The 24,904-nt window shown below is 38.2% G+C and carries 20 protein-coding genes, 1 pseudogene and 1 riboswitch; of the genes and pseudogenes, 20 read left to right on the top strand and 1 reads right to left on the bottom strand.

Features of this window, described 5'->3' with window-relative positions; genetic code table 11:
- Positions 1-25 precede the first annotated feature (25 nt).
- The 10 genes and pseudogenes from rny (at position 26) to holA (ending at position 11,757) form a co-directional block, all read left to right on the top strand.
- Positions 26-1,582: a ribonuclease Y gene (gene rny / locus M0Q46_03880; protein MCK9582747.1), complete on the top strand. Its 1,557-nt coding sequence runs from the start codon at positions 26-28 to the stop codon at positions 1,580-1,582.
- Positions 1,583-2,356, top strand: coding sequence for a TIGR00282 family metallophosphoesterase (locus M0Q46_03875; GenBank protein ID MCK9582746.1), 774 nt, complete (start codon positions 1,583-1,585; stop codon positions 2,354-2,356).
- A gap of 4 nt (positions 2,357-2,360) precedes the next feature.
- The gene (xseA, locus tag M0Q46_03870; protein MCK9582745.1) at positions 2,361-3,575 is read left to right on the top strand and encodes an exodeoxyribonuclease VII large subunit; all 1,215 of its coding nucleotides are present in this window, start codon (positions 2,361-2,363) and stop codon (positions 3,573-3,575) included.
- 1 nt (position 3,576) lies between these two features.
- Positions 3,577-3,843: an exodeoxyribonuclease VII small subunit gene (locus M0Q46_03865; GenBank protein ID MCK9582744.1), complete on the top strand. Its 267-nt coding sequence runs from the start codon at positions 3,577-3,579 to the stop codon at positions 3,841-3,843.
- Positions 3,844-3,862: 19 nt separating this feature from the next.
- Positions 3,863-4,722 (top strand): annotated as a pseudogene (locus M0Q46_03860) (polyprenyl synthetase family protein).
- 210 nt (positions 4,723-4,932) lie between these two features.
- Entirely contained in the window at positions 4,933-6,786 is a 1,854-nt protein-coding gene (gene dxs, locus M0Q46_03855; protein ID MCK9582743.1) for a 1-deoxy-D-xylulose-5-phosphate synthase, read from the top strand.
- The gene (locus M0Q46_03850; protein MCK9582742.1) at positions 6,783-7,520 is read left to right on the top strand and encodes a TlyA family RNA methyltransferase; all 738 of its coding nucleotides are present in this window, start codon (positions 6,783-6,785) and stop codon (positions 7,518-7,520) included. Before dxs ends, M0Q46_03850 begins: the two co-directional genes overlap by 4 nt.
- 4 nt (positions 7,521-7,524) lie before the next feature.
- Positions 7,525-9,978, top strand: a complete 2,454-nt coding sequence (gene leuS, locus M0Q46_03845; GenBank protein ID MCK9582741.1) for a leucine--tRNA ligase — start codon at positions 7,525-7,527, stop codon at positions 9,976-9,978.
- 219 nt (positions 9,979-10,197) lie between these two features.
- Positions 10,198-10,749 (top strand): LPS assembly lipoprotein LptE, encoded by a 552-nt coding sequence (gene lptE, locus M0Q46_03840; protein MCK9582740.1) that lies wholly within the window; start codon positions 10,198-10,200, stop codon positions 10,747-10,749.
- Positions 10,750-10,755: 6 nt separating this feature from the next.
- On the top strand, positions 10,756-11,757 hold the full coding sequence (gene holA / locus M0Q46_03835) for a DNA polymerase III subunit delta (protein MCK9582739.1): 1,002 nt from the start codon (positions 10,756-10,758) through the stop codon (positions 11,755-11,757).
- Here holA and rpsT read toward each other — a convergent pair.
- The gene (rpsT, locus tag M0Q46_03830; protein MCK9582738.1) at positions 11,734-12,024 is read right to left on the bottom strand and encodes a 30S ribosomal protein S20; all 291 of its coding nucleotides are present in this window, start codon (positions 12,022-12,024) and stop codon (positions 11,734-11,736) included. The genes holA and rpsT overlap by 24 nt on opposite strands.
- Positions 12,025-12,122: 98 nt before the next feature.
- Between rpsT and murJ the strand changes: the two genes are divergently transcribed.
- The 10 genes from murJ to M0Q46_03780 form a co-directional block, all read left to right on the top strand.
- A complete protein-coding gene (gene murJ / locus M0Q46_03825) occupies positions 12,123-13,715 on the top strand; it encodes a murein biosynthesis integral membrane protein MurJ (protein ID MCK9582737.1) in 1,593 nt (530 codons plus the stop codon).
- Positions 13,705-14,997, top strand: coding sequence for an excinuclease ABC subunit UvrC (locus M0Q46_03820; protein MCK9582736.1), 1,293 nt, complete (start codon positions 13,705-13,707; stop codon positions 14,995-14,997). Before murJ ends, M0Q46_03820 begins: the two co-directional genes overlap by 11 nt.
- Positions 14,998-15,043: 46 nt before the next feature.
- Positions 15,044-16,330 carry a 23S rRNA (uracil(1939)-C(5))-methyltransferase RlmD gene (gene rlmD, locus M0Q46_03815; GenBank protein ID MCK9582735.1) on the top strand — a complete coding sequence of 429 codons (1,287 nt, stop codon included), beginning with the start codon at positions 15,044-15,046 and terminating at the stop codon, positions 16,328-16,330.
- Positions 16,327-16,629: an MGMT family protein gene (locus M0Q46_03810; GenBank protein ID MCK9582734.1), complete on the top strand. Its 303-nt coding sequence runs from the start codon at positions 16,327-16,329 to the stop codon at positions 16,627-16,629. The genes rlmD and M0Q46_03810 overlap by 4 nt, the downstream gene beginning before the upstream one ends.
- Complete coding sequence (locus M0Q46_03805) at positions 16,626-17,303, top strand: hypothetical protein (GenBank protein MCK9582733.1); 678 nt, start codon at positions 16,626-16,628, stop codon at positions 17,301-17,303. The genes M0Q46_03810 and M0Q46_03805 overlap by 4 nt, the downstream gene beginning before the upstream one ends.
- 123 nt (positions 17,304-17,426) lie before the next feature.
- Complete coding sequence (smc, locus tag M0Q46_03800) at positions 17,427-20,897, top strand: chromosome segregation protein SMC (protein MCK9582732.1); 3,471 nt, start codon at positions 17,427-17,429, stop codon at positions 20,895-20,897.
- A gap of 145 nt (positions 20,898-21,042) precedes the next feature.
- Positions 21,043-22,191, top strand: a complete 1,149-nt coding sequence (locus M0Q46_03795; protein ID MCK9582731.1) for a DUF362 domain-containing protein — start codon at positions 21,043-21,045, stop codon at positions 22,189-22,191.
- Between the two features lies 1 nt (position 22,192).
- Positions 22,193-23,095 (top strand): lysophospholipid acyltransferase family protein, encoded by a 903-nt coding sequence (locus M0Q46_03790; protein MCK9582730.1) that lies wholly within the window; start codon positions 22,193-22,195, stop codon positions 23,093-23,095.
- 65 nt (positions 23,096-23,160) lie between these two features.
- A riboswitch (FMN riboswitch) is annotated at positions 23,161-23,318 on the top strand.
- Between the two features lie 58 nt (positions 23,319-23,376).
- On the top strand, positions 23,377-24,477 hold the full coding sequence (gene ribD, locus M0Q46_03785; GenBank protein MCK9582729.1) for a bifunctional diaminohydroxyphosphoribosylaminopyrimidine deaminase/5-amino-6-(5-phosphoribosylamino)uracil reductase RibD: 1,101 nt from the start codon (positions 23,377-23,379) through the stop codon (positions 24,475-24,477).
- Positions 24,478-24,590: 113 nt separating this feature from the next.
- Positions 24,591-24,904 (top strand): riboflavin synthase (locus tag M0Q46_03780; protein MCK9582728.1); only part of this gene is annotated, 314 nt, incomplete at its 3' end.

Genomic DNA, 24,904 nt, shown 5'->3' with positions numbered 1-24,904 from the left:
TAATAAATTAAAAGAGGAAGTCTAAATGAATGTTTATTCTATGATGTTGATTGGTTTAGTAGTTGGTATTGTTGTTGGTTATTTAGCGCGCTTTATTTATGGCAAGATGCACATGAAGTCAACGGAAGTAAAGGCTCAACAGTTATTAAAAGATGCTGTAGCTGCTGTCGATAGCAAAAAGAAAGAGGGTATGCTGGAAGTTCGCGAAACAATGGAACGGGAGCGCAAACAATTTGAAAATGAAACGCGCGAACGCCGCCAAGAACTGCAGGCAACAGAAAGGCGCTTAAATCAAAGAGATGAAACTTTAGACAGAAAGCTTGAAATACTAGATAAAAAAGAGCGCGATCTAACTATATTTGAACGCACATTAGTTGCCTTAGAAAAATCCCTTGAAGAGGAGAAAAAACAACTGGTTCTTGCGCGTGAAGAACAGCGTAAAGTACTTGAGCGCATATCTGGCATGAGTGCGGAAGAGGCCAAAAAGATACTTATGCAGTCGTATGAAGATGAACAGAAAAAAGACGCAATAATACTTGTTAAAAAAATAGAGCAGGAAGCAAAAGAAACAGCTGATAAACGCGCAAAAGAAGTGCTTTCTATAGCAATACAAAGGGTAGCCGCGGAGCATACGGCAGAAATAACCGTATCATCTGTACCAATTACAAATGATGAAATAAAAGGCAGAATTATTGGCAGAGAGGGTAGAAACATAAGGGCATTTGAGCAGGCAACGGGTGTTGATTTGATTATTGATGATACCCCTGAAGCAATAACAATTTCGGCTTTTGACGGTGTACGCAGGGAGATTGCGAAAATTTCTCTTCAACGCCTTATTGCTGATGGTAGAATTCACCCAGCAAGAATTGAAGAGGTTGTAAATAAAGTTAAAAGTGATATGGAAACAAACCTGCGTGAAGTGGGAGAGCAGGCAGCACTTGAAGCCGGGGTGACGGGCCTTAACCCTGAAATTCTTAAACTTTTGGGAAAACTTAAATACAGAACTTCTTACGGTCAAAATCAGTTACAGCATACATTAGAAGTAACATGGCTTGCAGGTGCAATAGCCGGAGAGTTAGGTGCCGATATTGCATTTTCTAAAAAAGCGGCATTAATGCATGACATTGGTAAAGCAATAGACCATGAAATGGAAGGCACACATCACCAAATATCGGCCGATTTTGCAAAAAAATATGGTGAGTCACCTAAAATGATTAACGCAATTCTTTCTCATCACGAAGGTTTTGCTGTTCCTGAAAGCGTGGAGGCATTTATAATTGCCGCGGCAGATGCAATTTCTGCGGCAAGGCCTGGCGCAAGAAAAGAGTCGATGGGGCATTATCTTAAGCGCTTAGAGAATCTTGAGAAACTCGCAAAATCATTTCGTGGCGTAGAAAGTGCTTATGCAATTCAGGCAGGAAGAGAAGTTAGAATACTTGTAGAACCGGAAGATGTTAATGACCAGGAAGCCCAAATTCTTGCAAGGGACATTGCAAGAAAAGTAGAACAAGAGCTTGAATACCCCGGTCAAATAAAAGTAACTGTAATTCGTGAAGTGCGCGCCCAGGATGTGGCAAAATAAATGAAAATCCTTTTTATAGCGGATATAGTTGGCAGTTCAGGCAGGCAGATGTTTGCAGAAAATATTGGCAGGCTAAAAAATGATTATCACCCTGATTTTACCATAGTCAACGCTGAAAATGCGGCCGGGGGCAAGGGTATTACAAGGGAGATAACAAGAGAGCTCTTTACTTGTGGTGTAGATGTTATAACTTCAGGTAACCATGCTTTTGACCGCAAAGAATCTGCTGATGCTTTTGGTGATGAACGCGTTTTAAGGCCTGCCAATTACCCTTTAGGTGTTTTGGGCAAGGGCCATGGTGTTTATGAAGTAAACGGGCAAAAACTTGCCGTTATAAACTTAATGGGCCGCATATATATGCCTCTTACCGATGATCCTTTTACAAAGGCAGACGCCTTGTTAAATGAGTTTTTAGGACAAACAAAAAACATACTTGTTGATTTTCACGCGGAGGTCACATCTGAAAAAGTTGCTATGGGTTTATATCTTGACGGAAGGGTTTCTGCTGTACTTGGTACGCACACCCATATACAAACCGCAGATGCCAAAATACTTACAAACGGTACGGCTTATATTACAGATGCTGGTATGACGGGCCCTGCTGGAGGCGTTATTGGAATGGACAAAAATGCTGTTTTTAAAAAGTTTCTTACAGGACTGCCGCAACATTTTATTATATCAGAAACACCGGCATTTATGCAGGGCTGCCTTATTGAAATAGATAATAAAAGCGGCCATGCAATTTCTATAAAGAGCATTACATTGCAAAGTTGAAACTATGATTAGTGACGGCAGAAAGGTTTATTCCGTAACGGAAATCAACACTGAACTGCGTTGTGTTCTTGAAGACACATATCCACAAATATGGCTTGAGGGCGAAATTTCTAATTTGAAAATTTACCCATCAGGCCATGCCTATTTTTCATTAAAAGATGACCAATCCACTATTTCAGCTGTGTGCTTTAGTGCGTCGTTAAAAGCACTAAGGTTCGCTTTAGAAGATGGGTTAAAAATTATTGCCAATGGTAAAATATCACTTTACCCAAAGAGTGGCAGATACCAGTTTTTGGCATTTTATATTGAGCCATCTGGAGCAGGGGCACAAGCTGTTGCATTTGAACAGCTAAAAAATCGCTTGCAAAAAGAGGGGCTGTTTGACCAATCAAGAAAAAGAAAACTTCCGCAGTTTCCTAAAACAATAGCCATTGTTACATCTAGCGCAGGTGCCGCTTTGCACGATATGCTTTCTGTAATTAACCGCAGGTTTATGGGTGTGAATATTTTGTTTTATCCAGTAAAAGTGCAAGGCAAAAATGCAAAGCATGAAATTGTTTATGCTTTAGAACAACTGAACAAACATTTTCAGGAAACAGATGTTATTTTGCTTGGGCGAGGTGGCGGAGCGCAGGAAGATTTGTGGGCATTTAATGAAGAAATTGTTGCCCGTGCAATTTGTGCTTCAAAAATTCCGATAGTATCTTGTGTTGGCCATGAAACAGATTTTACAATTGCAGATTTTGTTGCTGATATGCGTGCTCCAACGCCTTCTGCCGCGGCAGAATTAGTGGTTAAAAACAATGTTGAGGTAATAGAAAAATTTGCATCCTTAAAGAATAGAATAACATTTGCTTTGTCAAATAAAGTTGAAAATATCAATTATCGCCTTGCGACCGCTAAAAATTGCAGGTACCTTAAAAACCCTCAAGAACTTTTGTTTAATTACCAGCAACGCACTGACGAGTTTTTTGGCAGGATTGAAAACTCGTCAAAGAGAATTTTTGATAGCAAAGTTGTTGGTTTTGGCAGCTTAAGTGAAAAATTAAATTTACTTTCGCCATTGTCAGTTTTAGGCAGAGGGTATGCGTTTTGTACAAATGAAAAATCACAAAACCCGCTAAAGGATATTAAGTTGTTAAGTTTAGGCGATAGGGTTAATGTTCGTTTATCAAACGGTAGTTTTGTTTCCGAAGTTAAAGAAATTGAGGTGCAATAAAATGAAAAGTAAAATTAAGTTTGAAGATGCTCTTAGTGAGTTAGAAAAAATAGTGGAAGAATTAGAAAGTCCCGCGACCGAGCTTGAACGGTCAATTGAACTGTTTGAAAAAGGTGTTGCTCTTGCGCGCTTGTGTACAAAAACTTTACAAGATGCAAAAAACAAAATTGAAATGATTAGCGTTAACGGTGATAAAGTTAAAAAAACTAAATTTTCCGCTAAAGAAAGAGCCGCATATTCTCAGCAGGAGAGCTCAGATGAACTTTAATGAACAATTAAAGTTAAAAATGCTCGCCTTTGAAAGGTGCTTGCCGCAGTTCCTGCCTAAGGGGAATGATATTCTTGATTGCGCAATAAGGTATGCGGTAAGTGCGGGTGGCAAACGGTTGCGCCCTGTCCTTGTATTGGAGGCTGCAAAAATTTTTGCCTTGTCAATAAAAAAAGCACTTCCTGCCGCTTGCGCAATAGAGTTTATACACACTTATTCGTTAATTCACGATGACTTGCCGTCAATGGATAATGATGATTTACGCCGCGGTAAGCCAACACTTCACAAAAAATTTAATGAGGCAACCGCAATTCTTGCAGGCGATGCTCTGCTTACAGATGCTTTTGGCCTGCTTGCCTCATGCGCAAAAAATTTACCGGTTGAGCGTGTTACTAAAGCAATAGAGGTTCTTTCAAATGCCGCTGGTAGTAATGGAATGGTTTTTGGTCAATTAAAAGATACATTAGAAGCAGGTGCTTGGAATAAAAAAGTAAAACAGTATTAAAAACCCACCTTGAGCTAATTCATAAAAATAAAACCGCAGCTTTGTTAGCGGCAAGTTTAGTTGTAGGCGCAACACTTGCCGGAGCTGATCAAAAACAAATTGCATCATTAAATAATTATGGTTATAAAATAGGGTTTGCTTTTCAAATTACCGACGATGTTCTTGATGTTGTTGCTAATAAGAAATTGCTTGGGAAATCTGGCAGTGATGCTAAAAACAATAAACTCACTTTTGTGACACTTTACGGCGTTGACAAATCAATTTTAGAGGCAAAAAAATTAGTTGCGCAAGCGAAAATAGAGCTTAGCAAACTTGGCAGTAAGGCAGATTTTTTAATGGCTCTTGCTGATTATGTTGTTGATAGAAAATATTAGTGTCTTGCTTAGATGTTCTTTTCAACTTAGGAAAGGGTTCAGCGAACGGAAGTGAGCGACGACGAAACGGGAAAACCATAGGTTTTCCATTGTTAGCGGTTTGGCTATTCCACTTTGAGCCAAACCAAGTATGAAACGAAGTGAAATACTAAGTCTCGCCTTCGGCGGACTAAGTTCGCCTACTGGCGAGACGCGAAATTAGGAGAAGAAATGAGTTTGCTTGATAAAATTAAAGAGCCATCTGACTTAAGAGTGTTAGATAAAACTCTTTTACCGGAACTTGCAAAAGAAATAAGAGAAGAGCTTATTCAAACTGTTTCTAAAACAGGCGGCCATCTTGCTTCAAGCCTTGGTGCCGTTGAGATTGCTTTAGCAATGCATTTCGTTTACGATAGTCCCAAAGATAAATTTATATGGGATGTTGGTCACCAAGCCTACGCTCATAAGCTTTTAACAGGCAGAAAAGATAGCTTTTATACACAAAGAACTTACGGCGGAATAAGTGGCTTTCCTAAAATAGCTGAGTCAAAACACGATGCTTTTGGTGCAGGGCATTCGTCAACTTCAATTTCTGCCGCTCTGGGTTTTGCGGTTGCCCGCGATTTAAATGGTTCAAACGAAAAAATTGTTGCTGTAATTGGTGATGGTTCTATGACAGGAGGGCTTGCTTTTGAAGGGTTGCAAAATGCAGGACACATCGGCAGTGATATGTTAGTTATATTAAACGACAATGAAATGTTTATATCGCATAGGGTTGGCGCAATTGCCGGATACTTTGCAAAATTGCTTACGGCAGGGTCTATTAGAAATGTAGAAAAAAAGATAGAGCAGTTTTTTAAACGAATGCATTTTTGGGGGGCAAACATAATTAAAGTGGCAAAACGCTTTAAGGTTTTGTTGTTCCCGGGTATGCTTTTTGAAGAAATGGGTTTTGCATATCTTGGCCCAGTTGACGGGCACGATTTATTTGGTTTAATAGATATTCTTTCAAATATAAAACAACTTAAAGGACCTGTGCTTTTGCATGTAATTACAAAAAAAGGTAAAGGGTACAAACCTGCTGAAGATGCTCCAACGAAATTTCATGGTATTGGAAAATTTAACATAATTACCGGAGAAAATGAAGAAAAAAGCAAAGGTGGTCTAAGTTATACCGAGGTTTTTAGTAGAACAATTGTCAAACTTGCCAGGGAAAACGAAAAAATTATTGCTATAACAGCCGCAATGCCCGATGGAACTGGCCTTTCAAGTTTTGCAAAGGAGTTTCCAAAAAGGTTTTTTGATGTAGGTATCGCCGAAGGGCATGCTCTAACATTTGCCGCAGGCCTTGCTGCTGCAGGATATAAGCCGGTTTGCGCGATATACTCAACATTTTTGCAACGCGCTTACGATCAGATAATTCACGATATAGCACTACAAAACCTAAATGTGGTTTTAGCTATAGATAGGGCGGGGCTTGTTGGTGAAGATGGGCCAACACATCATGGAATGTTTGATTTAAGCTACCTGCGTTGCGTGCCAAACCTTACAATAATGGCTCCGTCAAATGAAAACGAACTTGCGTATATGTTAAAAACAGCATTTGAAATAAATGGACCTGTTGCAATTCGTTATCCGCGCGGCTCGGGTGTGGGTGTGATTGTTGAAGAAAACCTAAAAATATTAAGTGTTGGAGTATCAGAGGTTTTAAAAGATGGAGCTGATATCTGTTTTTTGGCAATCGGTAATATGGTAGAGCCAACAATGCGTGCCGCAGAAATTCTTGAGAAAAAAAATATTAAAAGTACAGTTATAAATATGCGCTGGCTAAAACCCATAGATGAAAAACAGGTGCTTAAATGCGCGAAAAAGTTTAAAAAAATAATTACGGTTGAAGATAACTCCATTGTTGGCGGACTTTATAGTGCTGTTAGTGAGTTAATCGGATCAAGTGGTGAAAATATATTAGCAATCGCCTTGCCCGATGCTTTTGTTGAACATGGTGATATTGCTTCTCTAAGAAAAAAGCATGGGTTAGACCCGGAATCTATTGCGCGATCTGCCGAGAATTTCTACCGCAAATGAAAGTAAAAAAGAAAAAACGTTTAGATGTATTGTTAGTTGAAAAAGGCCTGGCGGCTACAAAAGATAAGGCACAGGCACTAATTCTTGCTGGACAGACCTCTGTTGATGGGGAGGTTTGCGCTCAGGCATTTGCTTTATTTGATGATAGTGTTTCCATTTCACTCATTATTAAAAATAAATATGTTTCAAGGGGTGGGCTTAAGTTAGAGTCGGCCTTAGATGGCTTAAACATATTAGTTGATGGTAAAGTTTGCCTTGATGTTGGTGCCTCAACTGGTGGTTTTACGGACTGTCTGCTTACTCGCGGAGCAAAAAAAGTTTATGCTCTTGATGTAGGAGAAAAACTTTTGGACTGCAAACTATGTTCCGACCCAAAAGTTGTTAATATTGAAAATACAAACTTCAGGCACTTTAATCCAATTACCTTGAAAGATACGGTTGAATTTATTACAATCGACACATCTTTTATTTCGCTAACGGCGTTGCTTCCTATTGCCGATAAATGTTTAAACAAAAATGGTGAAATTCTTGCAATGGTAAAGCCTCAGTTTGAAAGCCTCCCTTCACAAATGCAAAAGGGTGTTGTGCGCAAAGACAGCGTTAGACAAGAAGCAATTGAAAAAATAAAAAACTGCGCGCAGGGTCTTGGTTTAAGTGTTCTTGGTGGTGTTGACTCGGCGATTAAAGGACCGAAAGGTAACTTAGAATATTTTCTCTGGTTAAAAAAAGGTTGATTCTATGGCAAATTATGATTTTTCAGTTATTGAAAATAAGTGGCAAAAGTTTTGGGAAGATAAAGGCACTTTCTGTGTAAAAAATAGAGACAAAAGGCCAAAGTACTACTGCCTTGTAATGTTTCCATATCCTTCCGGCAAATTGCATATGGGACATGTTAGAAACTATGTGCTTGGCGATGTTTTTGCCAGGTTTTATAGCTTAAAAGGGTATCAGGTTATACAGCCAATTGGATGGGATTCATTTGGCTTACCGGCAGAAAATGCCGCAATAAAAAACAATGTTAACCCAGGCGCTTGGACAAAGCAAAATATAGCCCAAATGACTACTCAGCTAAAAGCACTTGGTATTGCCTATGACTGGGATAGGGAAATTGCCACTTGCACACCGGAGTATTATGGGTGGAATCAGTGGTTTTTTATAAAAATGTGGGAGAGGGGCCTCGCATATAAAAAAAGTGCAAAGGTTAACTGGTGCCCTTCTTGCGCTACAGTGCTTGCAAACGAGCAGGTTACACAAGGGCAGTGCTGGCGCTGTTCTTCAACTGTTTTAGACCGTCAGCTTGAGCAATGGTTTTTAAAAATTACCGACTATGCCGATGAACTTCTAAGCGGACATGATGAGTTAAAAAATGGCTGGCCTGAAGAAGTTTTGTTAATGCAAAAAAACTGGATAGGCAAATCATTTGGTGCGGAACTTAACTTTAATATCGTTGCGGATAATGGGGAAAACAAAACTAAATTAACAGTTTTTACTACAAGGCCTGATACTTTGTTCGGTGTTACATTTATGGCATTAGCTCCGGAGCACGAGCTTCTCACAACTTTTCAATCACCAATTAAAAATATTTCGGAAGTTAATGCTTATATTGCGAAAGCAAAACAACAGGCAGTTACAAACCGAACAATTTCCGGTAAAGAAAAAACGGGAGTAAAGTTAGAAGGTCTTTATGCAATAAACCCTGTAAATGGCAGTAAAATACCGCTATTTGTTACAGATTATGTTTTAATGGATTATGGCACTGGAGCAATTATGGCTGTGCCGGCGCATGACCAGCGCGACTGGGAGTTTGCAAAAAAGTACTCAATGCCAATAATTGAAGTTATTAAAGTTGATGGCGCAAACTTAAATGCCGGCGCCAGCGAGGGTGAAGGTGTAATGGTTAACTCCGGCGAGTTTAACTCAATTCCTTCAGAAGATGCAAAAGAAAAAATTGCCAAGTGGGTGGAAGCAAAGGGTTTTGGCAAAAAAACAATTAAATACCGTATAAAAGATTGGCTTATTTCAAGGCAGAGATATTGGGGTACTCCAATACCTATGTTAAATTGTCCATCATGCGGTATAGTTGCGGTACCATTAAGCGATCTTCCGGTAAAACTGCCCGATAACATAAAACTCACAGGGGAAGGGCAGTCGCCGCTTGCAAGTTGCAGTGAGTTTGTAAACGCAAAATGCCCGAAATGCGGTGGTTTTGCAAAGCGCGAAACCGATACTATGGATACATTTGTTGATTCATCTTGGTATTATGCCCGTTATTGCGACGCAAAAAATACCAAAATGCCTTTTGCTAAGGAATTTGCAAACCAATGGTTGCCGGTTGACCAGTATATCGGCGGCATAGAACACGCCTGTATGCACCTTATATACTCTCGTTTTTGGCACAAAGTAATGCGTGATCTTGGCTTAGTAAATTGCAATGAACCATTTGCGAAGTTGTTAACTCAAGGAATGGTTACTTTGGGCGGTAGCGCTATGTCAAAGTCGCGTGGGAATATTGTAACGCAAGATGAAATTATCGCTAAATACGGCACCGATACCGCTCGTTTATTTATTATGTTTGCGGCACCGCCAAAAAGCCAGCTTGAGTGGTCTTCTGACGGGGTTGAAGGTGCTTGGAGGTTTTTAAATAGAGTTTGGCGCTTATTTGATAAATTTAACCAACCATATACCGCAGGCACAGCCGACAAAAATGACATCAAAGAACTTCTTAGAATAACTCACTACACAATTAAAAAAACAACTGATGACATTTCTGCAGAGCAACAGTTAAACACAGCCATTTCTTCTATAATGGAGCTTGTTAACGCATTATATGCGTATAAGTTTATTGGTGATGAAACATCTAAAAATGCTTACGAGGTTGTTGTGCTTTTGCTATCGCCGTTTGCGCCACATATGTGCGAAGAACTTTGGCAGATGCTTGGCTATGGAGGTACGCTTAGCAACGCAAGTTGGCCTGTGGCAAATAAAGAGTACCTGGTTTGTGATACTTTAGAGATACCGGTTCAAATAAATGGAAAGCTTCGAGGAAAAGTTAAGGTTGCATCAAGCGCAACTGAAGAAGTCGTAAAAAGCACAGTGCTTTCTTCTTTAAATTTAAAACAATATCTAAATGGTAAAACTGTTGTAAAGTTTATATATGTAAAAAGTAAGATCGTAAATTTAATTTTAAAGTGAAAATTAGTCAAAAGTTCTTTTTACAACTTAGGAAAGGGTTCAGCGCAGGCCGAAAAAGGAGGCCAAGCGACGACGAAACGGGAAAACCATAGGTTTTCCGTTGTTAGCGGTTTGGCGAAATCATCTTAGCCAAACCAAGTATGAACGAAGTGAATACTAAGTCTCGCCTTCGGCGGACTAAGTCCGTCTATAGGTGAGACGCGAAATTATGGAGGCAATATGTTGAAAAATCGTCTTATTGTTTTATTTTTGTCGGCATTGTTTCTTTTTTCATGTGCTGGTCCGTACTCTCCTGCGCCTCAAATAATGCCTGCGAATATTAAAAAAATATCTGTTAGGCCATTTACCAATAACACTTCACAGTATGGTCTTGAAGAAAAACTTACACTAAGCGTGTCAAACGAGTTTATAAGTGACGGCCGTCTTGCAGTTGTTCGCGATGAAAATGGAGCCGATGGTATTCTGGTTGGAGAGATAAATAAATACATACTTCAGCCGCTTACTTATGATTCAAACCTTGTAACAACACAGTACAAGCTTTGGATTTTGCTAAATGTTTACTTTATTGACAAAAATAACAATGTAACTTTGTGGTCTGAACCAAATATGGAAGGCCTTGGCGTGTTTTTTGACGCAAGCCAGCCCGGCGGGAAAACTGAAGAAGAAGCAAGAGAAGAAATATGGGAAAATCTCTCAAAAGATATTGTTAAAAGAACAATTGATGGTTTTGGCTCTGTCAGCGGTGTGTCTGATAAAAAGGTTCCAAAATAAATATAAATGCCTCAATTATCTGTCTTGGATTTCCTTTCTAAACTTAAATTAGAAACCACCCCGCCTGTATATATTTTTGCCGGCGAAGAGACATTTTTGCAAGAAGATGCCCTATCTAAGCTGGAACAAAAAATAGGCACAACAGATTTAAATAAAGAAGTTTATTATGTTGGTTCTTGTTTGATAAGCGACGTTGTAATGAGCGCGCAAACACCAACATTTTTTGGCGGTAAAAAAATTGTTGTGTTAAAAGAAATTAAAAAGTTAAAACAGGCAGATGTTTCTATGCTTGTTAATTACACGCAATCTCCGTCAGATGCCTCTTGCCTTGTTATGTTTTGCAATGAGAAAATAGGCAAAAAGAAAATATCAGGTGTACTCGCGAATTTCGTTGACAATGTAGAAATTGTAGATTTTAGACAATTATATGATAATGAAATTCCAAGGTTTATAGTAGATAATTTTGCGCAAAAAGGCAGAAGTATTCCTATTTCTGTGGCGCAGAAACTTGCCGATATGTGCGCCCCTTTGCTTAATGAAATAATAAGTGAAATAGATAAAATAATTCTATACTGTGGCAATAAAAAAACAATTACCGCGGATGATATTGAAGCCGCATGTGGCAGGGGAAAAGATTTAAATTTAAATGATTTAGCGAATTATATTGAACAAAAAAATTTAAAAGAATCGCTTAAGGCGCTCCAGATTGTTCTTGCTCAAGGCGAGTATCCTTTAATAGTGCTTAGTTGTTTCTACCGTATTGTAAGGCGGCTTTTAAACGCAAAGGCACTGCAGGAAGATGGTTTAGGTAATAGCGAAATTTCCAGGGCGTTAGGTATTAACAGCTATTTTGGCAGGGATTTTTTTGATAACTTGCGGAAGTTTTCGTCCGACGATCTTAAAGAAACCGTTTATGCCATAGCTAAAGCCGACATTGAACTTAAAACCTCTTTAAAACCGTCGGAAATTGTTTTCCAGGATCTTTTACTTCTTATTTGCAGAAAGTGAGTTAACAAGTTTTGCCATACGGGCTTTTTTATTGTTTGCGGCATTTTTATGTATTACATTTCTCTTTGCTGCTTTGTCCCACTGAGAAGAAACTTCTTTAAGAAGGGTTTTTGCAAGCTCCATATCTTTCTTAATTACAGCGTCATGCAATTTTTTTGCCAGTGTTCTTATGTTGCTTTTCACTGATACATTGTGCTCGGTGCGAACAACAGTTTTTCTGGCTTCTTTTTGTGCCGATTTATGTCTGCCGCTTCTAAATTTACCCATTTTTCCTCCGGTTGTGTCTGTTTGAATTTTTGAAATTTTACTTATTTCAGGATATATAGTCAAATAAATGCTACATGCCAAGTTGTTTAAGAGCAAATATGAAAACAGAAAACACTAAATTATCCAAACATGCAGGGCTTTTTTCTTTTGGAACTGCCATATCTAGGGTTTTGGGTTTTTTACGCGATATGATGGTTGCAAATTTTTTTGGCGCCGGATTATTTGCCGATGCTTTCTATGCGGCGTATAGAATACCAAATTTATTTCGTCGTCTTTTTGGTGAGGGGGCGCTTTCTGCTTCGTTTATTCCTGTGTTTAGTGAGTATTTGCACACAAAAACAAAAGAAGAAACGCAAGACCTTCTTAACTCCATTTTCTCAAGCCTGCTTGTTGCGCTTGCCGTGATAACCGCTCTTGGAATGATTTTTGCCCCGCAGTTAGTACATTTAATTGCATACGGTTTTACAAATGATCCCGATAAGCTTGGCCTTACAACAGAGCTTACGAAGCTAATGTTTCCATTTTTGCTTTTTGTGTGTTTGGCTGCTTTGTGCCTTGGGGTACTTAGCGCGCTTGGATCATTTTTTATACCTGCTGTGGCGCCAGCTTCTTTGAGCGTTGCCGAAATTGCATTCCTTTTAGTTTTTGGTGTTTTTATGTCTCCCCAAAATCAGATAAGAGGGCTTGCCATAAGTGTTATAGCCGGCGGTGCTATGCAGTTTTTTTGGCAGTATCTTGCAATGAAACGGCTTGGCTGGACATTAAAATTTAAACTGAATTTTTCAAACCCGGGTATGAAAAGAATAATGCTTTTAATGGTGCCGGCAACAATTGGTCTTTCGGTTGACCAGGTAAATGCTTTTGTAGATACAATTTGTGCATCGTTTTTGCATGAGGGTTCTATAACAGCGCTTTATTACTCAAACCGCGTTATGCAATTGCCGTTAGCTTTATTTGGAATAGCTCTCGCAAGTGCGGCTTTGCCAAATATGTCAAAATCGGCCGCGCAAAAAGATTTTAGTTTAATGAAAGATACTTTAAATTTTTCACTAAGGTTAAATATATTTACGCTTGTGCCCGCGGTTGCCGGTTTTGTAGCAATTGGTATAAGTATTATTCGTGTGCTCTTTGAGAGAGGGCACTTCTCATACGACGCTTCGGTAATTACTAATGTTGCGCTTGTTTTCTACGCTCTTGGCCTGCCGGCTTATGCTTTTGTAAAAGTGCTTGCAAGCGGATTTTATGCTCTGCATGAAACAAGCAAACCTGTAAAAATTGCTGTTGTTTCTATGTTGTTAAATGTTGTTATGGTTGTTCTTTCAATTCGCTTAACTGATATGGGCGTTGGCGGGCTTGCGCTTGCGGCATCAATTTCTTCGTGGTTCAATGCTTTTGTTCTTGCATATTTTTTAAGAAAACGCATTGGGGCATTTGGCGGTAAAAAAGTACTCTTTTCAATGCTTTCAACTTTAGCAATTTCAGCGTTTATGGGATTGTTTGCTTTTTTTGCCATGAATAATGTTTTCGGTCAAAAATCTGCGGCTGGACTTTTTGTTGTAATAATTCTCTCGGCGGTTTTATACCTGTTCTTAAGCAAGGTTTTTGCTTTTGAAGAGGCAAAAGTTATTTTTGCCGGGATAACTCACCTCAAGAATAAATTTTTATTTTTGTTTAAAAACGATGACCTTTAACTTCCAAAACTCTGCGTTTCCTTCTTCGCCTGGCGTATATTTAATGAGGGATGGCAGTGGCAAAATTATTTATATTGGGAAAGCAAAAAACTTAAGGAATAGGTTAGGTTCATATTTTAAAAACAAAAACAATGACTATAAAACATTTTATTTATTAAAAACCTTAAAACATATTGACTATATTTTAGCCGTATCAGAAAGAGAAGCCCTTGTTATAGAAAGAGAGTTGATTCATAAGTTTCAGCCATTCTATAACAGAATGTGGAAAGACGATAAATCATACCCGTTAATTAAAATATCAGACAAAGAAGATTTTCCAAGAGTTAGTTCAACAAGAAAACGCATTAAAGACGGCTCAAGTTACTACGGGCCATATCCAAACTCCGGCGACATGGGTCGTTTCGTGCGCTGGTTAAGGGGTTTTTTTGGCATAAGACAGTGTAACTTAAACTTTACCGGGCAGTTGTTGCCAAAAGAAGATAAAATTAAAACATGTTTTTACCTTCATACCAATAAATGTCCGGCCCCTTGTGTTGGTAAAGTTTCTGTTAGTGAATATAAAAAATCATTAAGGCCGCTAAAACTTTTGCTTAACAGGAAGAGCAAATCGCTTTTAGTGCTTTGGCAAAAACAAATGAAAGATGCAAGCGCTAAGCTTGAGTTTGAAAAGGCCGCCTCATTACGAGATAAACTAAAAACAATAGGTGCAATTTCTGAGCGTTTTAGTGTTAGGGAGCTAAAGGCAGACGATTTGCTTTATGCCACCGGCGAGAAGGATGCTCTTTTAGAGTTAAAAACCGTGCTTAAATTAAATAAACTGCCATATATAATAGAGGGAATAGATATATCAAACCTTCAGGGAACCCACCCTGTTGGATCGCTTGTGCGTTTTGTTGCCGGTAAAGCAGATAAAAGTGGCTACAGGCGCTATGGCATAAAAAGTGTGCTTGGGCAAAATGATGTTGCAATGATTGCTGAAGTTGTGCGCAGAAGATATTTAAAACTTATAAAAGAGAAGAATTCCTTGCCTGATTTAATTTTAATTGATGGTGGTCCTGCGCAACTTTCTTTTGCGTATAATGCTTTAAAAGATACCGGTGCAAAATGTCCAATAATATCCCTTGCAAAAAGAAACGAAGAAGTTTTTTTGCCTGAATCGCAAAATTCAATAAAACTAAAAAGATCTTCTTTGGCTTTGCAATTGTTACAACGAGTACGCGATGAAGCTCACAGGTTTGCAGTAGCGTTTCACCGTGCGCGAAGAGAAAAGATAGCAACTTAGATTTTGTTTTCTATTGTAAATTCAGGGTTCATTTGTGGGGTTTTAATTGATAAAGAAATTTAAAGCAAAAGTGGAAAAGCTGATTTTTGGTGGTCAGGGTTTTGCTCATATTGACGGTAAAGCGGCGTTTATTTGGAATGCTCTACCAGGGGAAGAAGTGGAGTTTTGCGCAACAAGAGTTAAACGCGATTTTATTGAGGGTGTGACAGAAACCGTAATAGTGCCGTCGCCTCATAGAATTGAGCAGGTAGAAGAACACTTTACATCTTGCAGCCCTTGGCAGGTGCTTGAATTTTCACAGGAAAATTACTGGAAACAAGCCATAGCGCGCGAAACATTTGAGAAACTTTCTGCAATTAAACTAAACGAACTGCCACAAATAGAGTCAAACCCAAATGAGCAGTATGGTTACAGAAATAAAATTGAGTATAGTTTTACTGTCAACGAAAGCGGTGGGGTTTCGTTCGCTTTTTTCGGCAGAGCATCACACAGGAAAAGGCCAATAAAAAATTGTCTTCTTGCCACGGAAAGCATAAATAAATCGGCCTCAATTTTGCTTGATTGGTTAAATCAGCAAAAGGCGCCATTGGCTATATTAAAAACGCTTATTCTTCGTTCAAGCAGAAATGGACAGGTTTGCGCCGCTCTTTTCGTAAAACATGAATTTGAGTTTTCAAACTATCCTCAACTTTCAAATGAGTTGTGTGCTTTTTCTATACATTTGTCAAACCCGCTCAGCCCTGCTTCTGTTTCAGATGCAGTACTTTACTCCAGCGGCAATGACTTGCTTAAAGAAAACATTTGCGGCAGGCAATTAAACTTTTCATCAGATAGTTTTTTTCAGATAAACCCTTCACTTTTTGAAGTTGCCTTAAAAGATATTGAAAAATTTGCCGGCAAAACAAAAGACGCGGTAGATTATTACAGCGGAGTCGGTGCCATTGGTTTATTACTTAGCCAATATTTCCAAAATATAAAACTTGTTGACTCATGCCAAAGTGCAATTGAAAACGCCAAAGAGAATATTAAGCTTAACAACATTAAAAATTGCGAGGCATTTGCCTTGCCTTCAGAAAAAATAATTGAACTTATAACCCCCGATAAAACTATAATATTTGACCCGCCCAGGTCTGGCCTACACCCAAAAGTTGTTGAAAAAACAATTGAGCAAAAACCGCAAATGATAATATACCTCTCTTGCAACCTATCAACACAAGCACGCGACATTAGCTTATTAAAAGAATTCTATGATTTAAAATTCATTAAACTTTACAATTTCTTCCCGCGTACTCCGCACTTTGAATCGCTTTGTGTATTAGACGTAAAACAATGAATAAAAAATTAAGCAAGAAAATTATTGACGAAATGAAAAACTACCCGCAATTTTACAGGCGTGTGTGGCTTGCCTGCGCAAAAATACCTGAAGGTACTACTTGTTCATATAGCGCGCTTGCATTACAAATTGGTTTGCCCGGCGGTGCCAGGGCAGTTGCAAATGCACTTGCCAAAAACCCGTTTGCTCCGCAAGTACCATGTCATAGGGTTATAAGAAAAGATGGTTCCATTGGCGGCTACTCAGCTAAAGGTGGTATAAAAAGAAAGAAAGCACTGCTCAAAATGGAGGCTAGATGACACAATCCCGAATAATTATTTCAGGGCCTGCCGACGGAGCAGAAAATATGTCAATAGATGAAAGCATATTTGAAAGTACACTCCTTGGCACTTCCTTGGGTGCTACTCTGCGTTTTTATACATGGAGCACTCGCTGTGCAACAATAGGTTATTTTCAGCCATATTTTCAATTGCCTAATTTTCAAACGGTCCGCAGAATAACCGGCGGTCTTACCGTTGATCATAAAACCGACATTTCCTACTGCTTTTGCGCCGCTAAAACTGCTTGGCCATATGTTTATGACCAAGAGGCAAATTATCAAAAGTTGCATTTGGCAATTAAAACAGGGTTGGAACTTTCCGGGTATAAAACTGAGTTTGCAAAACCATCCTGCAAAACAAATCAGACCAATATGTGTGTTGAAAAGTTTTTTGAATATGACCTGTTGCTTAATGGTAAAAAGGCTCTTGGCTCCTGTCAGAGAAGAAGGGGAGATTGTTTGATAGTTCAGGGCTCTTTGCATCTGCCGGCAAATTATAACGCGCAAGAGGTAATAAAAAACCTGGTTTTGGGTTTTCAAAAAGAGCTTGGGTTTGAATTTGTTGGCTCACAGCTTACTAGTGCCGAAGTTGAAGTTGCCTCAAAGTTAAAAGAAAGTCGTTATCAGCTTGAACGATGGAACAAAAAGTATTAAGTTAATGTGAAAACAGGGTTAAACCTGCTAATAAATGGTAATAGATGGAAAATTGACAATAATTTAGAAATTTGTTAAAGTTCCTATCATAAAATAAGACGGAGCTTGCATTAAGGGGCATTAATGTATTTAAAACGGCTTGATGTTTGTGGGTTTAAATCGTTCGCTGATAAATTACGCTTAGAATTTGATAAAGGCATAACTGCAATTATTGGTCCAAATGGTTGCGGCAAGTCAAATACATCAGATGCTATCCGCTGGTGTCTTGGTGAGCATAGTGCTCGTTCATTAAGAAGCCACCAGATGTTAGATGTGCTCTTCAGTGGTTCAAACTCGCGTCAACCTACCGGAATGTCTGAAGTTTCTCTAACCTTTGATAATTCTGATAAAGCCATACAAATTGATTACTCCGAAGTAATGGTCACAAGGCGTCTTTTTAGAAGTGGTGAAAGCGAGTACTTTATAAATAAAACCCAGTGCCGCCTGAAAGATATAAAAGATATGTTCCTTGACACTGGTGTAGGCACAGAGGGCTACTCTGTTATGGAGCAAGGTCGCGTAAAATTTTTACTTGAAGCAAAGCCGGAAGAAAGGCGCGAGATATTTGAAGAAGCCGCGGGTGTTGCAAAGTTTAAAGCTCGCAGAGAAGAAACTTTGCGTAAACTTGAAAAAATAGAAATAGATATGAACCGTGTAAACGATATGCTTGCTTTGCTAAAGGAACAGCGTTCATCGCTTGATGCGGCGGCACGCAAAGCAAAACTATACAAAAAGTATGCAGAAAACCTTAAACGCTTTGAAACCGCTGTAATTGTAAAACAGGTCACCGAATCGCAAAAAGGTGTTCAAGAGGCAAAGGTCAAATTAGCTCCAAAAACACTTTCATATGAGCAGTTAAATGCTCAGTATAACTCTATAGAGGTAGAACTTAGCGCTATAAGAGTTGAACAACTCGAAAAAGAAAGAGTGTATGAATTGTTGCAAGACGAATACTCAAAAATACATTCAGCTATGAACTTAGCTGATGAAAGAGTAAACCAAAGCGGAGTGCGCGAAACGGAAATGCTTGAACGGAAAGCGCAATTAGAAAGTGAAATTAATGCCCTATCTGCACGAACTGATAATACGGCAAATGAAATAGCTAATATAAATAAAATAATTGCAGAAATTGGTTCTTCTGTTTCAAAGTACGAAGTTGATTTTAAGGAAAAAAATGCAAAAAGCGAAATAATAAAATCAGAACTTTCCGCCCTTGTTTTGAAAGTTGAAAACTCTAAAGGTGCGCACTTAGAGCTTATAGCGGCAAAAACTACACAAAGCAATGAACTTAACCGAACAATTTCAATGCAGGCTCGTTGTGGCGCGCAATTAGAAAATGCGCAAAAAGAAAAATCAAAAATAGAAGAAAAAATAAAACCATTAAATGTTGAACTGGAATCAAAAACAAGCATGGTTAATGAGGTCGCTTTTAATTTTGAAAGCGCTTCTTCACAAAAGCAACAGCTTGCCAAGCGCATAGTTGATTTAGAGGGTGAGCTTACGCAAGAAATGCGCAACATGGCCCAAAGCAGAGAAGTGCTTGTAAAGTTTCAGGCAAAATTTAACGCACTAAAAGAGTGGGAACGCAAAGATATAAAAAGGAAAACATTAAATGATGTGCTTGCACAAAATATACCCGGAATTCGTGGAGCGTTGAGCGCGTTGATAAGTATAAACGAAACGCATAAAGATGTAATTGTTTCAACTCTGGCAGAAAAACTTGACTATATTGTTTGTGACACTTCCCAATCTGCCGAAGCGGCAATAGATTTCTTACGTTCTAACTCGTTGGGTTGGGCTTCATTTTTGGTTTTAGATTCACTCAAACAAATAAATAAAAATGCACAATTTTCACTACCAAGTGGTTCAAAGTACTTATCAGATTTCATAAAAGCCCCATCGGAATTGCAAAATGCCATTAGTTTTTTACTTGCTGGCGCGGCAATGAGTGGTAAAAATGTTTATTCAAACGCGATTATCAGCGGTGGTGGCAAAGTAGAGTTTGATAAACCAATGCTTATAGAAGAACAATACAAGGAAATGCAAACTGGCATTAAAGATGCAAACGCAAACTCCGAGCGTTCAAGCGCGGCAATTGTAAAAATAGAAGAAGAGTTAAAAAAAGTTCGTATAGAGTCGGAAAACGCCATAATGCAAGCGCAAAAAATACATGGTCAAAAAGAATATTTAGAAAACACAGTTAAAACAATGTCTTTATCGTTAAGTTATTTGCAGAAAGATCTTTTACTTGCAACCGAAGATGCCCAAAAAGCACTTGACGAAGAACAAAAACTTAAAAATTCTTTAGAGCAGACAAAACTAAAAATTTCAAAGTTTGAACAAGAAGAAGCTGCGTTAAAGCAAATACTAAGTACATTAGAAAAAGAAGTAGAAAACGCAAGGCAGAAAGACGCTCAGGCCACGCCATTGCTTATGGAGGCAAAAGTAGTTTGGCTAACACACCAAAAAGAGTTTACATCTCGTCAGCGTGAAGGTGAAACATTGGAAGGTGTTTTGCTGTCGCAGAAAGTACAAATTGAACAAGATAAAAAAGAAATTAAAGTTATTGTGCAAAAAATTGAAGAACAAAAACTTACCCGTGAAAGAGAATCGGCAAAGTTTAAAGAGTTAAATATAAAGTTAGAAGAAAAACAAGCGCAGATAAGGCAATTTTACGACAATAAACAAAAAATTAACAATGCAATAGATGAAAAAAATACTCATGTAAAAGGGCTTAGGCAAAAATTAGATGAATTGAACTTAGAAATAAATGAACTGCGTATGAATGAAAAAAGTTACTCGCTGCAGCTAAACAGCGCACAACGACGCCTCCGTGAAGACTTTGGTTTGGAGTATGCAGATATAGCCGCAGAGTTTGAAAAAATAGAAGTTGCTATAGAAGACATAGCGCGTTTAAAAAATAAAATTGAATCAATTGGCGCTGTAAACCTTGCCGCGCCCGAAGAGTATGCCGCGCTTGAAGAACGCTACAACTTTTTGCTAATCCAACAGCAAGATTTGCTAAAAGCAAAAGATGACCTTAGGCAGGCCATAAGCAAAATAAACCAAAGCACAATAGAAAACTTTAAAAAAACATTTGAGCAAGTGCGAGAAAACTTTAAGGGCCTTTACAAAACACTTTTTAGCGGAGGCGAAGCTGAGCTGACTCTTACAGATGAAAGTAACCTCCTTGAATCCGGCATAGATGTTTTTGCACAGCCGCCGGGTAAAAAGTTGTTAAATATCAGTGCTTTGTCGGGCGGTGAAAAAGCGCTTACCGCTATAGCTTTGCTGTTTGCGTTCTTTATGGTAAAACCATCTCCATTTTGTATATTAGACGAAGTTGATGCTCCATTAGACGAGGCAAACCTTGGAAGGTTTATAAATTTATTAAAAACATTTTCCGAAAAAACACAATTTTTTGTAATTACTCATAGCAAAAAAACTATGGAGTCGGCCGATGTACTCTATGGCATAACTATGGAAGAGTTTGGTGTTTCAAAAGTAATTTCTGTAAAACTTCAAAAAAGCGAAAATATAGTTCAAACGGCCTAAAAATGCCGCTTTTAAAAGCTAAAGCCATAAACGCAAACCTAATAGATAAAACCTCATTATTTGAAAAAATTTGCTTTGCCTTTGCACTAAAACAACCAATTTCAGTTTGTTTTTAGAATAATCATAATATGAGCAGGAGGTCGGCTTGGAAAAAAAAGTAGCGTTAGCTAATTGCAACTCATACGACACTAACGAAGTTTTTACGGCCGTCTGTAAGGTTGTAAACCAACTTGGCGGTATAAATGCTTTTATAAAGCCGGGTGAGCGTATTTTAATAAAACCAAATCTATTAAGTGCTAAAGCTCCGGAGCGCGCAATAACCACTCATCCCGAAGTTGTAAGGGCGTTAATACGGCTTGTAAGAAGTGCGGGAGCAATTCCAATAGTTGGTGATAGTTCTGGCGGCGCAATAAAAGGTGTTGAGCGGGTTTGGGTTGAAACCGGTATGAAAAAAGTTTGCCATGAAGAAAATACAGAACTTGTAAACTTTGAAACATCTGGCGTCGTTGAAACAAAAATAAACCACAAAATAGTAAAAACTGTGTATATTTCAAAAGTTGTTTTAACTGTTGACGGTATAATAAACGCACCCAAATTAAAAACTCACGGGCTTACAACCTACACAGGTGCCGTAAAAAATTTTTATGGCACAATACCGGGATTGAGGAAAGCAGAGTATCATAAACTTGTTCCGCCAGGTGCAAATGATTTTGGTGCTTTAATAGGTGAGATATTTTTGGCAGTAGAAAACAAGGTGCGGCTTAATGTAATAGATGCTGTACTATCTATGGAAGGCAATGGTCCATCAGCAGGAGAAATTAAAAAACTTGATTTTATAGCAGGGTCTAATGATGCCAATCTTCTTGACTATAAAATGGTTGAGTTACTTGGTTTTAAACCAAAAAGAGTCGGCACAATTAAATATATCGCATTACAAAAAGGTTACATGTTTCCATTTGCAAAAAATGAAATTTTAGGCGATAAACCCGATCAGGCAAAGCTTGCGGGTTTTAAATTTCCTTCAACATGGTTTTTTAATATAATACCTCGCTGGTTCATAAGCATACTTGGCAGGTTTGTATGGCTAAAGGCAGAAGTTATAGAAGATATTTGCACCTCATGCCTTGTTTGTGTTAATTCTTGCCCTGTAAAAGCAATAGAAAAAAAGGATGGCAAGAAACCTTTTGTTATAAGCAAAAATTGTATAAGTTGCCTTTGTTGCCACGAAATGTGCCCATCAAAAGCAATTGCATTTAAAAAAAGTTTTTTAGCAAAGTTTTTAATACGAGGGTGAATTGAAAAAGTTACAACGAGAAGTTGAATATATACTGTTGCAAATATTTGGCACATTATTGCGCTTACTGCCATTATCAGTAGTGCGCTTTATGGCCCGTTCAATTGGGAGCTTTGCTTATTACTGTGTGCCAATAAGAAAAAAAGTAATTTTAACTAATCTGCGCAATGCTTTTTTAAAAGAAAAATCAGAAAAAGAAATTCGCGCAATAGCCAAAGCAAACTACCGTCAATTTGCCGTTACATTTATGGAATTGGTTTGCTTTCCAAAAATAAAAAAACAAGAGTTGTTAAATATAACAAGGTTTAAGGGTTTTGAGCATGTTGAAAAAGCAATAAATGATGGCAAAGGGGCTGTATTGGTTGGCGCGCATTTTTGCAATTGGGAAATTATGGGTGCGGCAATTGCGCAAAGGTACCCTTTAACATTTGTTATAGGCCAACAGGAAAATTCCAAAGTTGACTCGTTGCTAAATGAATATCGCGCAGAAAAAGGTATAAAATTAATTCCATTAAAATTCGCGTTACGCGGAGTAATGAAAACTCTTAAGGCAAATGAACTTATTGCCATACTTGCCGATCAAGATGCACACGAAGATGGTGTGTTTGTGGAGTTTTTTGGCAGGCCTGCGTCAACTCCAAAGGGCCCGGCGATGTTTGCACTAAGGCAGAATTGCCCTATGATTGCCGGGCACATATTCAGAGCGCGAGACGGCAAATTTGATGTTGAGTTTGAGGTTGTACAAAAGCCGCAGGCACAAAATCAAGATGAGTTAATTGGTATGTATATGGCAAACTTCACAAAAATTTTAGAGAAAAATACAAGAAAAGCCCCAGACAATTGGTTTTGGATGCACAAACGCTGGAAAACAAAACCGCAATTGGGCACCAAAATATACAGCTAACAGTTTTATTTGTGTAATAAATTGCTTTATTTGACATTTCACACATCAAATTTGTAAACTCAAAGCGTATTCTTCGGGGAAGGGTGAAAAACCCTATCGGTAGTAAGCCCGGTTTCGGGCGAGCCTACAAGCCATAAAAAACTATGGCAGAACCGGTTTAATTCCGGTGCCGACGGTAATTATCGCTTAATTGCGGTATAAGTCCGGATGAAAGAAGAAAATACGATTTCATTACCCCGTGAATATTTATTTATTCATGGGTTTTTTATTTTAAGGTTGATATGATTAACAAAAATGACAGTTACTTTATGAAGCTTGTTCTTAACCTTGCAAAAAAAGGGGAAGGCAGAACTTTTCCAAACCCGCTTGTCGGCGCTGTTGTGGTTAAAGACGGGATTGTCGTTGGTAGCGGCTACCACAGCGTTTTTGGCTCAGATCATGCAGAGGTTGTTGCTATTTCGGATGCCGGTGCTTTGGCAAATGGCGGTGATATGTATGTAAACCTTGAACCGTGCTCGCACTTTGGTAAAACACCGCCATGTGCAAATTTAATAGTTAAATCAGGTATAAAAAGGGTTGTAATTGCCAATGTAGATCCAAACCCATTGGTTTGCGGCCGAGGCATTGAAATACTTAAGAAGGCAGGAGTAAGTGTGAAGGTTGGTGTTCTTGCTGCGGATGCTAAAAAACTTAATAAAGTTTTCTTTAACAGTGTTAGAAAGGTGGGTAAAGCAAAATCATATGTAGCAGTTAAAATGGCATCGTCTTTAGACGGTAAAATCGCTTCAAAAACCGGTGATTCCAAATGGATTACATCTCCTAAGTCAAGAGAGTTTGTACATAAGCTGCGTTTGAAATTTGACGCAGTTTTGGTTGGTATTGCTACAGTTTTAAAGGATAATCCAGCGCTTACTTCACATGGTTTTGGCAAAAACCCAGTCAGGATTATTATTGATCCTGAACTTAAAATACCGCTTACAGCCCAGATATTGAACGATTTTAAAAGCGCTATTATACTTTTTGCGGACTCTAATAGTGTCAGTAAGGCAAAAACATCAATGCTAAAAAAGAAAGGTGTTTACATTGTTTTTATTGATGGTTTATTTGGTGAAAATAAGTTTAAGTATATAATTGATAAATTAAACAAAATGCATATATATAAGGTATTAATAGAAGGTGGTGGCGAAACAGTTGGAAATGCTATTGAGGCAAAAATAGTTGATGTTTTTTACCAGTTTGTGGCTCCTAAAATAATTGGTGGAAGGGATGCAAAAACCTCAGTTGAAGGGAGTGGTGTTTCTCTAGTTAAAAATGCTGTTCATATAAAATTAAGTATAAAAAAAATTGGATTAGATTATCTTTTGATAGGAAAGTTAAAGTAAATGTTTATGTGGTAAATTTTTAGATTGTTTGGTTGGTTATTTGTAGTTCTAAAAAGTTTATATTGTCAAATAATATATATTTATAAAATATTTTATAGCAAGGGTTAAAGTTAATGTTTACAGGTATTGTTGAAAAAATTGGGGAAGTAAGTTCTATTTCTGGCAATGTCTTGTCAATTACAGCAGATTTTGACAACTTGGTAATTGGTGAAAGCATCGCTGTTGATGGTGCTTGCCTAACATTAAAATTGTTTTCTGGAAATAACTTAAGTTTTGACCTAAGTGGGCAAACCGTTAAAACGATCTCTGTTCACTCTTTTGAAAGAGGGAAGAAAGTAAATTTAGAAAGGGCTATGCCTGCCAATGGTCGCTTTGGCGGGCATTTTGTAAGCGGGCATATAGATACGGTTACAAAAGTAAAAAATGT

Source organism: Endomicrobiales bacterium (assembly GCA_023228045.1).
Classification (GTDB): Bacteria; Elusimicrobiota; Endomicrobiia; order Endomicrobiales; family JALOBY01; genus JALOBY01.
Note: the sequence above shows the minus strand (reverse complement) of the source record. Positions and strands in the feature narration are given on the sequence as shown.

Bases quoted from the DNA above. Each gene is read 5' to 3' on its own strand.
- holA (MCK9582739.1), top strand. From the start codon at position 10,756: ATGCCTCAATTATCTGTCTTGGATTTCCTTTCTAAACTTAAATTAGAA.
- smc (MCK9582732.1), top strand. From the start codon at position 17,427: ATGTATTTAAAACGGCTTGATGTTTGTGGGTTTAAATCGTTCGCTGAT.
- lptE (MCK9582740.1), top strand. From the start codon at position 10,198: ATGTTGAAAAATCGTCTTATTGTTTTATTTTTGTCGGCATTGTTTCTT.
- M0Q46_03820 (MCK9582736.1), top strand. From the start codon at position 13,705: ATGACCTTTAACTTCCAAAACTCTGCGTTTCCTTCTTCGCCTGGCGTA.
- M0Q46_03865 (MCK9582744.1), top strand. From the start codon at position 3,577: ATGAAAAGTAAAATTAAGTTTGAAGATGCTCTTAGTGAGTTAGAAAAA.
- M0Q46_03810 (MCK9582734.1), top strand. From the start codon at position 16,327: ATGAATAAAAAATTAAGCAAGAAAATTATTGACGAAATGAAAAACTAC.
- rpsT (MCK9582738.1), bottom strand. From the start codon at position 12,024: ATGGGTAAATTTAGAAGCGGCAGACATAAATCGGCACAAAAAGAAGCC.
- M0Q46_03875 (MCK9582746.1), top strand. From the start codon at position 1,583: ATGAAAATCCTTTTTATAGCGGATATAGTTGGCAGTTCAGGCAGGCAG.
- xseA (MCK9582745.1), top strand. From the start codon at position 2,361: ATGATTAGTGACGGCAGAAAGGTTTATTCCGTAACGGAAATCAACACT.
- leuS (MCK9582741.1), top strand. From the start codon at position 7,525: ATGGCAAATTATGATTTTTCAGTTATTGAAAATAAGTGGCAAAAGTTT.
- M0Q46_03805 (MCK9582733.1), top strand. From the start codon at position 16,626: ATGACACAATCCCGAATAATTATTTCAGGGCCTGCCGACGGAGCAGAA.
- M0Q46_03850 (MCK9582742.1), top strand. From the start codon at position 6,783: ATGAAAGTAAAAAAGAAAAAACGTTTAGATGTATTGTTAGTTGAAAAA.
- dxs (MCK9582743.1), top strand. From the start codon at position 4,933: ATGAGTTTGCTTGATAAAATTAAAGAGCCATCTGACTTAAGAGTGTTA.
- murJ (MCK9582737.1), top strand. From the start codon at position 12,123: ATGAAAACAGAAAACACTAAATTATCCAAACATGCAGGGCTTTTTTCT.
- ribD (MCK9582729.1), top strand. From the start codon at position 23,377: ATGATTAACAAAAATGACAGTTACTTTATGAAGCTTGTTCTTAACCTT.
- rny (MCK9582747.1), top strand. From the start codon at position 26: ATGAATGTTTATTCTATGATGTTGATTGGTTTAGTAGTTGGTATTGTT.